This is a genomic window from Micromonospora coerulea (genome assembly GCF_016598485.1).
Taxonomy (GTDB): Bacteria; Actinomycetota; Actinomycetes; order Mycobacteriales; family Micromonosporaceae; genus Micromonospora; species Micromonospora coerulea.
Genome location: NZ_JAEMUW010000004.1, coordinates 1 through 12,626 on the forward strand (window position 1 = coordinate 1; position 12,626 = coordinate 12,626).

Sequence of the window (12,626 nt, forward strand, 5' to 3'; positions counted from 1 at the left end):
CGGCCGGACGATCATGCCGGTGCCGTGTTAGGGGCGGACTCCGTCGTGACGGAGGGTGCGCCCGTGATGACTCGGCTCGCCGCCGTACTGACCTGGGGCGTCGGGGTGGGCGGCCCGGATGGCGCGGGTGGACCCCGTCGCATAACGTGCCCGTCGTGGACGGACGACGGAGCTTTCCCGAGGATCAGCAGGGGGCGCGCTGGAGCGACCCTGGGTACGCCGAATCGGACTGGCGCGCGGCGGGCGACCCGCGCTACCGCGACGACGACTTCCGGACGCCGGAGCAGCGCGCCGGCGCCGACGAGGGCCGCTACGGCGACCCGACGACTTCCCGGTACGGCGATTCGGGACGCTTCGGTGCGACCGACCCGCTCGGTGACGGACAGCCGGAGGGCGAGGGTTACCGGCCGTCCCGGTCCCGCCGTGCGGAGGACCCGGCCGAGATCTCCGGTGAGCTGCCCGGTGAGCGCGGCGGCCGGCGGGCGGCCCGGGAGGGCGATCCGCTCGCCACCGGTGTCCGGGAGGGCGCGGCCGGGCTGGACCCGCTCGCCATGGACCGGACCTCGGACGCGCAGCGACCCGCCCCGCTCGGCGGCTACCCGATCGTCGAGCCGACCCACGCCGCTCCGCCGCCGTTCATGGTGGGGGAGCGCCCGAGCGGCCCGAGCCACGGCGGTCCGATCCCGCTCACCGTCGGCGACCGCCCCGGCGGTCCGGGCGCGATCTCCGAGCCGGGGGTGGGGCCGGCCCCGCACCCGCTGGAGATGCCGACCGGCCCGATGCCCGCGGTCGGGCCCCGGCTGGACGCCCCGCCGGCCGGCGACGGCGTCTACCGGACCCGCCGGCCGGCGCTGGCGGTGCTCCTCGTCGTGCTGACGATCGTCTTCGAGATCCCGGCCCTCCGGGTCCTCCTGCACGGCCTGGTCGGCGACCCCGTCTCGGCCTCCGACGTGGTGGTGGGGACGTTCCTGGTGGCCGGGCTGCCGATCTTCGCCGCCGGCCTGTACGGGCTGCGCACCGGTGGGCTGGCCCTGGCCGACGGCAGCCGTGGCTGGCTGCGCCCGCCGACGGCCTACCTGACCGTGGGGCTGGTGCTCTTCGTCGCCGCCGCGCTCGGCGCCGGCTGAGCCGCGTCCGGGCCGGCAAGGACGCCGGGGACCGTCCGGGGCGTACGCCCGGAAAGTGACGGTCCGGGGCGTTCCCGCACCCCGGGACTGGCGGGCGGAGAAGGCGCGTACACTGGTCGACTGGCGACCGCCTCGCGCGGTCGACCTCGCGCGCCCTCTCCACGTTCCTCGTGGGGCGACGGCCTCCCTGGTCCCGATCCTGTCGGGCCCGTCACGGCCGCCGACCGGGCGCCAGGACGCCCGGCCGCCGGCCGGGCGGGACAACCAGGGAACACGAGGAGTACCCCACCATGGCCGTCGTGACCATGCGTCAGCTGCTGGAGAGCGGTGTCCACTTCGGGCACCAGACCCGGCGCTGGAACCCGAAGATGAAGCGCTTCATCTTCACCGAGCGCAACGGTATCTACATCATCGACCTGCGCCAGACCCTGGACTACATCGAGAAGGCGTACGACTACGTGCGCACCACGGTGGCCGAGGGCGGCAGCATCCTCTTCGTCGGCACCAAGAAGCAGGCCCAGGAGGCCATCGCCGAGCAGGCGACCCGGGTCGGCCAGCCGTACGTCAACCACCGCTGGCTCGGCGGCATGCTGACCAACTTCCAGACGGTGTACAAGCGGCTGCAGCGGATGAAGGAGCTGGAGGGCCTGGGTGACCTGAGCGGCACCGCCGCCGGCTACACCAAGAAGGAGACGCTGCAGCTCTCCCGGGAGAAGATCAAGCTGTCCCGCACCCTGGGTGGTCTGCGGGACATGCAGAAGCTGCCGGCGGCAATCTGGGTGGTCGACACCAAGAAGGAGCACATCGCCGTCGACGAGGCCCGCAAGCTGGGTATCCCGGTGATCGCGGTGCTGGACACCAACTGCGACCCGGACGAGGTCGACTTCCCGATCCCGGGTAACGACGACGCCATCCGCTCGGCGGAGCTGCTGACCAGGGTCGTGGCCGCCGCCGTCGCCGACGGCCTGATCGCCCGTTCCGGCCGTCGCCGGGGTGGCGACGAGAAGCCGGAGCCGGGTCAGGTCGGCTCCGACGAGCCGCTGGCCGAGTGGGAGCGCGAGCTGCTGGAGGAGCCGAAGAAGGCCGACGAGCAGCAGCCGGCCGTGCAGCAGCCGGCCGTGCAGCAGCAGCCGGGCGAGCAGCCGCAGACCGAGCAGCCGGCGGCCGCCGCCGCGGAGTGATCGCGCGCCGCGTCCCCACCGTCCGATTTCGCGGTCGGTGGGGCGCGGCGGGTACGCCGGGCACATCCGGCCCGGATTCGGGTAACCCGGCAGCCAGACCATCCCACCGCAGTCTCAACACCGAAGAGAGAGTCATGTCCAACTTCACCGCCGCGGACGTCAAGAAGCTCCGCGACCTCACCGGCGCCGGCATGATGGACTCCAAGAAGGCGCTGACCGAGGCCGAGGGCGACTTCGACAAGGCCATCGAGATCCTGCGCGTCAAGGGTGCCAAGGACGTCGGCAAGCGGGCCGGCCGCACCGCCGCGAACGGCCTGATCGCCCACTCCGGCAAGGCGCTGCTCGAGCTCAACTGCGAGACCGACTTCGTCGCCAAGAACGACGCCTTCATCGCCCTGGCCCAGCAGCTCGTCGAGCACGGCGAGCGCAGCGGCGTCAGCACCGCCGAGGAGCTGCTCGCCAGCTCGATCGACGGCAAGCCGGTTGCCGAGCTGATCCAGGAGCAGTCCGCCAAGATCGGCGAGAAGCTGGTGCTGAACCGCTTCGCCAAGCTGGACGGCAACGTCGCGGTCTACCTGCACCGCAAGAGCCAGGACCTGCCGCCGGCCGTCGGCGTGCTGGTGGAGTACGCGGGCAAGACCGACGAGGCCGGCGACGCCGACGCCCGCGGTGTCGCCATGCAGGTCGCCGCCATGCGGCCGAAGTACCTCACCCGGGACGAGGTGCCGGCCGAGGTCGTCGAGTCCGAGCGGCGCATCGCCGAGCAGACCGCCCGCGAGGAGAACAAGCCCGAGGCCGCGCTGCCGAAGATCGTCGAGGGTCGGGTGAACGCCTTCTTCAAGGACTATGTCCTGGTCGAGCAGGCGTCGGTGGCCGACAACAAGAAGTCGGTGAAGCAGATGCTGGCCGAGGCCGGCATCGAGGTGACCCGCTTCCTGCGGTTCGAGGTCGGCCAGGCCTGAGCCGCCAGCTCGGGCGCGTGACGCGCCCGTGGGCAAGCAACGTCGATGAGGAGGCCGCCGGTGTACGTGACAGGCACCGCGGCCTCCTCGTCACATAGGGTCGGCAGCGGCAGTTACGTGGTACGCGGCGCACGCGAGGTGCGCGACGGGAAGGGCGGGGCGGATGACGCAGCTTGTGAGTGACCGGAGCCTGGCGGCGGATGATCCGACCGCCCCACCGCCCGGCCGGGCCCGTCGGGTGGTGCTGAAGCTCTCCGGCGAGGTCTTCGGCGGCGGCGCGATCGGCGTCGACCCGGACGTCGTGCAGGCCATCGCCCGACAGATCGCCACCGTGGTCCGCCGCGGCGTGCAGGTCTCCGTGGTGGTCGGCGGCGGCAACTTCTTCCGCGGCGCCGAGTTGCAGAAGCGCGGCATGGACCGGGCCCGGGCCGACTACATGGGCATGCTGGGCACGGTGATGAACTGCCTGGCGCTCCAGGACTTCCTGGAGAAGGAGGGCATCGAGACCCGGGTGCAGAGCGCCATCACCATGGCCCAGGTCGCCGAGCCGTACATCCCGCTGCGGGCCATCCGGCACCTGGAGAAGGGCCGCGTGGTGATCTTCGGCGCGGGCGCCGGCATGCCGTACTTCTCCACGGACACGGTCGCCGCGCAGCGGGCGCTGGAGATCCGCGCCGACGTGGTGCTGATGAGCAAGAACGGGGTGGACGCCGTCTACACGGCGGATCCCCGGATCGACCCGACGGCGAGCAAGCTGGACTCGATCACCTTCTCCGAGGCGCTCCGCCGCAACCTCCGGGTGGCCGACGCCGCGGCGTTCAGCCTCTGCATGGAGAACGGCCTGCCGATGCTGGTCTTCGGCGCCCAGGGCGACGACACCATCGTCCGGGCCGTCAGCGGTGAGAAGATCGGCACCCTGATCACCGCCTGAGCGGCCCCCGCCGAACCAGTAGCGGTCCTCCGACACGAACCTGCAGTGCCCACGACGAGCAACAGAAGGAGGCGAGGAGACCGGTGATCGACGACACCCTCCTCGAGGCCGAGGAGAAGATGGAGCGTGCGGTCGAGCACGCCAAGGAGGAGTTCGGCGCCATCCGCACCGGTCGCGCCAACGCCGCCATGTTCTCCAAGGTCATCATCGACTACTACGGCACCCCCACCCCGCTGCCCCAGATGGCGTCGATCGGCGTCCCCGAGCCGCGCATGGTGATCATCAAGCCGTACGACAACTCGCAGATCAACGCCATGGAGAAGGCGATCCGCGACTCGGACCTCGGCGTGAACCCGAACAACGAGGGCAACCAGCTGCGCATCCTGCTGCCGCAGATGACCGAGGAGCGACGCCGCGAAATGATCAAGGTCGCCCGGCACAAGGGCGAGGAGGCCAAGGTGGCCGTCCGCAACATCCGCCGCAAGGGCAAGGAAGAGCTGGACCGCCTGGTCAAGGACGGCGAGGTCGGCGAGGACGAGGGTCGCCGCGCCGAGAAGGACCTGGACGACCTGACCCAGCGCTACGTCGCCCACGTCGACGAGCTGGTCAAGCACAAGGAAGCGGAGCTGCTCGAAGTCTGAGCCGCCCGACGACCCGCCACGGCACCGGTGTGCCGCCGCCTCCCGGGGCGGCGGGCCCGGTGCCGTCGCCGTGGTGGCGCCATCGTCCGCCGTGCCGGGTTCCCCAGTGCAGTAGGCTCGGCACGATTCCCGCCCACCACCGGGTGAACGGCGGGGATCCGCCGGCCGTCGGGCCGGTCAACCACAACAGTCGCGCCTGTAGGGGATGGTCTTGGTCTTGCGTCAAGTGGAACTCGTACCGCGTCCGCTCGGTGCGTGATGTCCCACCCCGACCCCTACGGCGCCGCCGAGCCCCGCAGCTGGGACCGGCCGGACGGCCCGTCCCCGTTGCCCTGGCCCGAGGCTGACCTGGAACCCGGCCCGCGGCGGCGGCCGGGCGGCAATCCCGAGCCGCACGCCGAGCCGCACGGCCGGCCGCGGCCGCCCGTTGAGACGTACCGCGGACCGGCCGGCGACGCGTACGCCCGCCCGGACGTCGACGGCCGGCGGCCCGGCCCGTACGACGAGCGGCCCGACCGTGCCAACGGCCATCCGGACCGTGACTACGACGGCCCCGGCTACCCGCACCGGGACCAGCGTGACCCCGGCCGCCGGGGCCCGGGGCCCGACGAGCGCGGCTACCGCGACGACTTCGCGGACCGGGGTCGGCGATTCGGCGACCACGACGGGCCCGGCCAACGCGACGTCGGCTACGACGACCCCGGCCGGCGACACGCCGGCTACGACGACCCGCGCCGCCCGGCGGGCCTCGATCGGGGCCACCCCGGTGGCGGGCCGTGGGATGACCGTCCCGGGGCGCCGGACGACGAGTACCCGACCGCCCAGATCGCCCCCGTGCGGGACGAACCGGATCCCGAACCGCCCTCGGGCCGGCGCCGGCGCGGGCGCCGCCGGGCCGGCGCCGACCGGCCGCCCACCCAGCAGGCCCCGACCGGCCGGGCCGGCCGCAACCTGCCGGCCGCGATCGCGGTCGGGGTGGGTCTGGGCGCGGCGATCCTGGTGCCGCTCTTCTTCTACCTGCCGGCGTTCCTCGCCGTCGTGATCGCCGCCGTGACGGTCGGCACCTGGGAGATGACCCGGGCGGTACGCCGCAGCGGTGCCCACCCGCCGCTGGTGCCGCTGGTGGCCGGTGGTGCGATCACCGTCGGGCTGGGCTGGTTCGCCGGCCCGGACGCGCTGAGCCTCGGCCTGCTCGTCACCGTGCTGGGCACGATGATCTGGCGGTTGGGCGACGGACCGGGCAACTACCAGCGGGACCTCACCGCCGCCACGCTGATCGCGGTCTACGTGCCCTTCCTCGGCGGCTTCGCGGCGATGCTGGCCGCCGCCCCCGGGGACGGGCAGTTGCGGGTGCTGGCCACCCTGGTCGCCGTCGTCCTTTCCGACACCGGCGGGTACGCGGCCGGCGTCGCGTTCGGCAAGCACCCGATGGCGCCCTCGATCAGCCCGAAGAAGTCCTGGGAGGGCTTCGCCGGTTCGGTCACCGCGGCGGCGGCCGGCAGCGCCGTGCTGATCTGGCTGCTGTTCGAGGTGCCCCCCTGGTGGGGCGCGCTGTTCGGGGTGGCGATCTCCTGCGCGGCGGTCCTCGGCGACCTCGCCGAGTCGATGATCAAGCGGGACCTCGGGGTCAAGGACATGAGCAACCTGCTACCCGGGCACGGCGGCCTGATGGACCGGCTGGACTCGATCCTCTTCGCGGTGCCGACGGCGTACCTGCTGCTGGCGGTCTTCGTACCGGTGGTGGGCTGAGGCATGAATCACGTCGGCGGGCGCCGCTCCTCCACGCGGTCAGGGCCGATTCGGCACGTACGGACGGGTGAGTCCCGCGTCCGGCGTGTCAGACTGGACGCGCCATGACGAGCCTCCCCGTGATCCCCGTAGACCCCGACGCGCGCGGTCGCCGACCCGCGATGCCGCCCCGTCACCTCGCCGACCTGGACCTGCCGGGCCGCCAGGCGCTCGTCACCGAGCTGGGTGAGCCGGCGTTCCGCGCCAAGCAGGTCTCCAACCACTACTTCGGCCGTCTGGTCCGCGATCCCGCGCAGATGACCGATCTGCCGGCCGCCACCCGGGAGCGGCTCGCCGAGTCGCTGCTGCCCGCCCTGCTCACCCCGGTGCGCGAGCTGGCCTGCGACGACGGCGCCACCCGCAAGGCGCTCTGGCGGCTGCACGACGGCTCGCTGGTGGAGAGCGTGCTGATGGGTTACCCGGACCGGGTGACGGTCTGCATCTCCAGCCAGGCCGGTTGCGGCATGGCCTGCCCGTTCTGCGCCACCGGCCAGGCCGGGCTGACCCGCAACCTGTCCACCGCGGAGATCGTCGACCAGGCGGTCTACCTGGCCGGCGTGGCCGCCTCCGGCGCGGTCGCCGGTTCGCCGCCGCGGCTGTCGCACGTCGTGTTCATGGGGATGGGCGAGCCGCTGGCCAACTACTCCCGGGTGGTCGCGGCGATCCGGCGGCTGGTTTCGCCGGCCCCCGAGGGCCTGGGCCTGTCCCAGCGGCACATCACGGTTTCCACGGTCGGGCTGGTGCCGGCCATCCGCCGACTGGCCAGCGAAGACCTCTCAGTGACTCTTGCGCTGTCGCTGCACGCCCCCGATGATGAGCTGCGCGACGAACTCGTCCCGGTCAACCAGCGCTGGAAGGTGTCCGAGGTGCTGGACGCGGCATGGGCCTACGCCGCCACGACGGGGCGTCGCGTGTCGATCGAGTACGCGATGATCAAGGACGTGAACGACCAGCCGTGGAGAGCCGATCTGCTCGGGCGGCTGCTGGCCGGCAAGCTGGCCCACGTGAACCTCATTCCGCTCAACCCGACCCCGGGCAGCCGTTGGGACGCCAGCCCGAAGCCGGTCGAGCGGGAGTTCGTCCGGCGGTTGCGCGACGCCGGGGTGTCGACCACGGTGCGGGACACCCGGGGACGCGAGATCGACGGCGCGTGTGGGCAGCTCGCCGCCGCCGAGGACAGGGACACCGATGCGCCGCGCGAAGCAACGGCGTGACCGGGCGTAGCGAACGAGACCAGGAGACATAGTGGCGAGTCAGGGTCAGCGTTTCCGGCGTAAGGCGCTCCGCCGGGGATACAAGGTCGACGAGGTGGACGCCTTCCTGGACCGGGTCGAGGCGACCCTCGCCGGCCAGCCGGTCGGCGCGCCCGTGGCCTCCCAGGAGGTCCACGACGTCGTCTTCCGAGTCCGCTTCAACGGCTATGACGAGTGGCAGGTCGACCTGCACCTGGACCGGGTCGAGCGGCAGCTGGCCGAGCTCGAGGAGCGCGGGGGCGTCCCCGGCGGGCGGGGCGGCGATCCCCGGATGGCCGACCGGCTCGGCCCGCCGATGCGCGACGACCGTGGCCTGTCCCCGGTGCCGCAGCCGCCGATGCCGCCCCGGGGGATGCCCGCGCAGGCCGGCCCGCCCTACGGCCGCTACGACGAGCCGACCGGGGCCTTCGCCGGCGGGTACGACGCACCCCGCGGCGGGTACGACGCCCCGCGCGGCCCGGGCGGCCCCGGGCCGATGGGACCGGGTGCGCCGATGGGTCACGGCGGCCCGCCGTCGCGCGGCCTGCCCCCGGGCCCGTCCGGGTACGGCCAGGAGGAGCCGCGCTTTGACGGCTTCGAGGCCGGCCGGCACGGCCGTACCGACATGACCGCCGAGATTCGGATGCCCGACCGGGACCCGCGTGATCCGCGGGGTCGCGGCCCGGCCGGCCCGCCGGCGCTGCCCCAGCAGGGCATGGGCGGGGGCCCGGGGATGCCCGGCCCGCCGATGGGTGGCCCGCCCGTTGGTGGCCCGCCGATGGTCGGCCCGCCGATGGCCGGCCCGCCCGGCAGCGACCTCTACCGGGTGGACCAGATCCGTCGCAGCTTCCAGGTGCGTCGCTTCGGCAGCGGGTACGACCCGGACCAGGTGGACCGCTTCTTCGAGAGCCTGCTCGGCGGCATGCAGGGCCGCAACCAGATGCCGGTGAACCCGAAGGACCTGGACACCCTGCGCTTCGGGCTGGTGCCCGGCGGCTACTTCGAGGCCGAGGTCGACGCCGCGCTCAAGGACGTGCAGGACATCCTCTTCGGCCGCTGACCCGGTACGACGACGAGGGCCCACCCCCGACGGGGGTGGGCCCTCGCGCGTGCAGCGGGTCCGGGGTCGGGCCGGGTCAGGACCGCAGGCCGTTACGGCGCAGCACCGAGTCGGCGACGACGATGGCGAGCAGCAGCAGGGCGATCCCGAACAGCCAGATGTCCTCGACCCTGCCCAGCTCGTTGCCGCAGAACGCCATCAACACCAAGAACACTGCCGAGAGCACCGCGCCGATCCGTCCGGACTTGCGGTGTCCGGGCCTGTGCTGATCTGGCGCGGTTACCGGCTCGCTTCCTGCCACTGTCGGTCCTTCCCTCGCGATCGGATCTCCGGTTAGTCTGGCACGCCCCGTACCGGGCCCGGCGCAGGGTCCGACCGGATCGGGACACCCGCATCGAGGACGCGGGCGGAGCGCTCGGGTCGTTGGGCCCCTCCTCGGCCGGGCGCATCGGCACTACCGGCGTCGCGGGGCGGTGGCCAGACTGCCTCCGGTAGCGTCTTGACGTACACCTTGATTGTCTTTTTGAGGGGGACTGCGGTGCGAGTGACCGGTACGGGGCATGCCAGCATGCGGATCGACACGGCCGCGGGCAGCATCCTGTGCGACCCGTGGGTCAATCCGGCCTACTTCGCGTCCTGGTTCCCGTTCCCCGACAATTCGCTGCTCGACTGGGAAGCCCTGGGCCAGGTCGACTACCTGTACGTCTCGCACCTGCACCGGGACCACTTCGACGCCAAGCAGCTGCGCGACTTCGTCTCGAAGGACGCCACCGTCCTGCTGCCCGAGTTCCCCACCTCGGAGATGGAGGACGAGCTGCGGGAACTGGGCTTCACCAAGTTCCTGAAGGCGCCGAACGAGCGGGTCGTGGAGCTGCCCGGCGGCTTGAAGATCATGATCCAGGCGCTGACCAGCCCGACCGACGGCCCGATCGGTGACTCCTCGCTCTGGGTGGAGTACGACGGCGTCCGGCTGCTCAACCAGAACGACGCCCGCCCCACCGACCTGAGCGTCTTCGCCGAGCTGGGTCACGTGCACGCGCACCTGCTCCAGTTCTCCGGCGCGATCTGGTATCCGATGGTCTACGAGCTGCCGCAGGCGGCGAAGACCGCGTTCGGCAAGCAGAAGCGGGACCGGCAGTTCGACCGCACCTGGCGCTACATCGACGACCTGAAGGCGGACCACGTCTTCCCGATCGCCGGCCCGCCGTGCTTCCTCGACGACGCGCTGTGGCAGTTCAACGACATCCACGGCGACGAGGGCAACATCTTCCCCGACCAGTCGGTGTTCCTGGAGGAGTACGCGAAGGTCGGCGGCACCAACGGCATCGTGCTGCTGCCCGGCAGCGTCGCCGAGGTCACCACCGAGGGCGCGACCACCACCCACCCGGTGCCGGTGGCGGAGTTCTTCGCGAACAAGGTCGCCCACCTGGAGGAGATGCGGGAGCGTAAGCGCCCCATCATCGAGGCGGAGAAGGCGTCCTGGCGGCACCCCGAGGTGGACGTGCTCGGCGAGCTGAAGCATCGCATCGAGCCGCTGCTGGACGAGTCGATCTACCTGGCCAAGGGGGTCGGCGGCCCGGTCCGCTTCGACCTGGTCGGCACCGACGACTCAGGCGGCGAGACGGTTGAATCGATCGTGGTGGACTTCCCTGGCAAGGAGGTCCGGCCGTACGCGGACGAGAAGGTCCGCTACCGGTTCCGTACCGAGCGGGCGCTGATCGAGCACCTGCTGCACATCGGCGAGGTGGACTGGGTCAACTCGCTCTTCCTGTCCTGCCGCTTCTCGGCGGCCCGGATCGGCCAGTACAACGAGTTCGTCTACGCCTTCTTCAAGTGCCTGTCCGAGGAGCGCCTCCAGTACGCCGAGGGCTGGTACGACGAGCACGAGCGGGCCGTCGACGCGGAGGACATCACGCTGGACGGCTGGGTGGTGCAGCGCCGCTGCCCGCACCTGAAGGCCGACCTGAGCCGGTTCGGCATCGTCGAGGGCGACCAGCTCACCTGCCAACTGCACGGCTGGAAGTTCGACATGTCCAGCGGCCGGTGCCTGACCAGCGTCGGCCACAAGATCCGTGCCCACCGCGCCGACGCGAGCACCCCGGCCCCCGCCGGCGAGGCGATCAGCTAGTTGCCGTGTCCACAAACGTTGGCCGGGTTGGTCGGGGTTCGGGAATTGTCGTAGGGGTGGTGTTGGCTTCGGTTCGTGCCTCGTCGTCGGGATCCTTCCGCGCCGCGGGTCGTGCATCGCACCGCGCGTGTCGCGTTGCGGGTGACGCCAGGGCAGCGGCGGCGGTGTTTCGGGCTGCTGCGGTCGGCCGGTGATGTGTGGGCGTGTGTGTTGGAGGTCAACGGGTGGCGGCGCCGCCGCCGGCACGTGCCTCTGTCCGGTTATCAGGAGTTGTGTCGGGAGTTGGCGGCGTCGGGGCCGGGCACGTTCGCGGAACTGGATTCCGTCGGTGCCCGGTCGGTGTTGCGCCGGTTTTCGGATGCGTGGTTCGCGGCGGCGAAGCGCCGCAAGGCCGGTTACGTGTCGGCGCGGTTTCCGCGTCGGCGGCGGGGGTTGGTGCCGGTGCGCTGGTATCACGGCACCTTCACCCTCGACGGGCGCCGGGTCCGGATCCCCACCGCGAAAGGCACGGCCTCGTTGTGGGTGAGGTTGGCGCGGGAGGTGCCGTATCCGGCCGAGCAGGTCCGGTCGGTCACCTTGCTGTGTGAGGGCGGCCGGCTGTTCCTGGACGTGACCGCCGAGGTGCCGGTGGTGGTCTACCCGCCGGGTGAGGGACCGGATCCGGGCAGGGTGGCCGGGGTGGATCTCGGGATCATCCACCCGTACGCCGTGGCCGGCCCCGCCGGGGAAGGACTGCTGGTGTCGGGGCGGGCGATCCGCGCCGAACATCGCATGCACCTCGCCGACACGAAAGCCCGCCGCCGTGCCGTGGCCCGTCGGGCCCCCAGGCCTGGTCAGAAGGGGTCGCGGCGGTGGCGCAAGTACCGGCGTCGGGCACGCCTGGTCGAGGGCCGGCACCAGCGACGGGTCCGCCAGGCCCAGCACGAAGCCGGCCGCACCGTCGTCTCCTGGGCGGTGCGCCAGCGGGTCGGTGTGCTGCACGTCGGCGACCCCCGCGGGGTGCTCGACATCGACGCGGGGCGGCGGCACAACCTGCGGTTGCGGCAGTGGCAGATCGGACGGCTCCTGCAGATCCTCACCGACAAAGCCACCCTCGCCGGCATCGCCGTACGGCTGGTCGACGAACGCGGCACCTCGTCCACCTGCCCCGCCTGCCACCGCCGGGTACCGAAACCCCGCGGCCGGACCTTGTCCTGCCCGCACTGCCGCTTTTCCGGGCACCGCGACCTGGTCGCGGCCGCCAGCATCGCCACCCGCACCCCGGGTGGTGGACCCACCACCGTGGCAACCGTTGTGCTGCCGCAGGTGGTCACGCACCGTCGAGCCGGCCGGCACCTTCCCGGTGCCGGCCGGTCCCGACGTGACCCCCGCCGCCCACCCCGGGCGGCGCGAGGATCAGTTGGCCCGCGCAGGCCCGCCCCACCACCCGGTGGGGAGTCGCTCGCCCAACAGGCGAGGATCCACAACACCCACCGCAAACCCGGTGAACGTTAGTGGACACCGCACTAGTTCTCCCTCCCGCCGCCCCGCTCGCGGCGATCATGGAGTTGTGGTGGGCCGCGAACCGGTGCGGACC

General features: G+C 72.3%; 11 protein-coding genes. 10 read left to right on the plus strand and 1 reads right to left on the minus strand.

Features of this window, described 5'->3' with window-relative positions:
* Positions 1-146: 146 nt before the first annotated feature.
* From I8N68_RS06630 to I8N68_RS06665, 8 genes are all read left to right on the plus strand, one after another.
* Positions 147-1,127 carry a hypothetical protein gene (locus I8N68_RS06630; protein ID WP_200208972.1) on the plus strand — a complete coding sequence of 327 codons (981 nt, stop codon included), beginning with the start codon at positions 147-149 and terminating at the stop codon, positions 1,125-1,127.
* Between the two features lie 290 nt (positions 1,128-1,417).
* Positions 1,418-2,308 carry a 30S ribosomal protein S2 gene (gene rpsB / locus I8N68_RS06635; protein WP_200208973.1) on the plus strand — a complete coding sequence of 297 codons (891 nt, stop codon included), beginning with the start codon at positions 1,418-1,420 and terminating at the stop codon, positions 2,306-2,308.
* Between the two features lie 134 nt (positions 2,309-2,442).
* Positions 2,443-3,270: a translation elongation factor Ts gene (tsf, locus tag I8N68_RS06640; RefSeq protein ID WP_200208974.1), complete on the plus strand. Its 828-nt coding sequence runs from the start codon at positions 2,443-2,445 to the stop codon at positions 3,268-3,270.
* A gap of 163 nt (positions 3,271-3,433) precedes the next feature.
* Complete coding sequence (gene pyrH / locus I8N68_RS06645) at positions 3,434-4,201, plus strand: UMP kinase (protein ID WP_234038927.1); 768 nt, start codon at positions 3,434-3,436, stop codon at positions 4,199-4,201.
* Between the two features lie 83 nt (positions 4,202-4,284).
* Positions 4,285-4,842 carry a ribosome recycling factor gene (gene frr / locus I8N68_RS06650; protein ID WP_200208975.1) on the plus strand — a complete coding sequence of 186 codons (558 nt, stop codon included), beginning with the start codon at positions 4,285-4,287 and terminating at the stop codon, positions 4,840-4,842.
* 258 nt (positions 4,843-5,100) lie between these two features.
* The gene (locus I8N68_RS06655; RefSeq protein ID WP_200209287.1) at positions 5,101-6,591 is read left to right on the plus strand and encodes a phosphatidate cytidylyltransferase; all 1,491 of its coding nucleotides are present in this window, start codon (positions 5,101-5,103) and stop codon (positions 6,589-6,591) included.
* 104 nt (positions 6,592-6,695) lie between these two features.
* Entirely contained in the window at positions 6,696-7,844 is a 1,149-nt protein-coding gene (gene rlmN, locus I8N68_RS06660) for a dual-specificity RNA methyltransferase RlmN (RefSeq protein ID WP_200208976.1), read from the plus strand.
* A 31-nt stretch (positions 7,845-7,875) separates the two neighbouring features.
* The gene (locus I8N68_RS06665; RefSeq protein ID WP_200208977.1) at positions 7,876-8,922 is read left to right on the plus strand and encodes a DivIVA domain-containing protein; all 1,047 of its coding nucleotides are present in this window, start codon (positions 7,876-7,878) and stop codon (positions 8,920-8,922) included.
* A 76-nt stretch (positions 8,923-8,998) separates the two neighbouring features.
* Here the strand turns inward: I8N68_RS06665 and I8N68_RS06670 are convergent, their stop codons facing one another.
* Positions 8,999-9,223 (minus strand): DUF2631 domain-containing protein, encoded by a 225-nt coding sequence (locus I8N68_RS06670; protein WP_200208978.1) that lies wholly within the window; start codon positions 9,221-9,223, stop codon positions 8,999-9,001.
* A gap of 237 nt (positions 9,224-9,460) precedes the next feature.
* On the opposite strand from I8N68_RS06670, the gene I8N68_RS06675 reads away from it, so the two are divergent.
* Together I8N68_RS06675 and I8N68_RS06680 are read left to right on the plus strand one after the other, a co-directional pair.
* Positions 9,461-11,050 (plus strand): Rieske 2Fe-2S domain-containing protein, encoded by a 1,590-nt coding sequence (locus I8N68_RS06675; protein ID WP_200208979.1) that lies wholly within the window; start codon positions 9,461-9,463, stop codon positions 11,048-11,050.
* A 141-nt stretch (positions 11,051-11,191) separates the two neighbouring features.
* A complete protein-coding gene (locus I8N68_RS06680; protein ID WP_307812696.1) occupies positions 11,192-12,544 on the plus strand; it encodes an RNA-guided endonuclease InsQ/TnpB family protein in 1,353 nt (450 codons plus the stop codon).
* The last annotated feature ends 82 nt before the right edge of the window (positions 12,545-12,626 follow it).

What these genes read in the sequence shown, in the direction of transcription:
- rpsB (WP_200208973.1), top strand. Translation starts at nt 1,418, where the DNA reads ATGGCCGTCGTGACCATGCGTCAGCTGCTGGAGAGCGGTGTCCACTTC.
- I8N68_RS06655 (WP_200209287.1), top strand. Translation starts at nt 5,101, where the DNA reads ATGTCCCACCCCGACCCCTACGGCGCCGCCGAGCCCCGCAGCTGGGAC.
- pyrH (WP_234038927.1), top strand. Translation starts at nt 3,434, where the DNA reads ATGACGCAGCTTGTGAGTGACCGGAGCCTGGCGGCGGATGATCCGACC.
- rlmN (WP_200208976.1), top strand. Translation starts at nt 6,696, where the DNA reads ATGACGAGCCTCCCCGTGATCCCCGTAGACCCCGACGCGCGCGGTCGC.
- tsf (WP_200208974.1), top strand. Translation starts at nt 2,443, where the DNA reads ATGTCCAACTTCACCGCCGCGGACGTCAAGAAGCTCCGCGACCTCACC.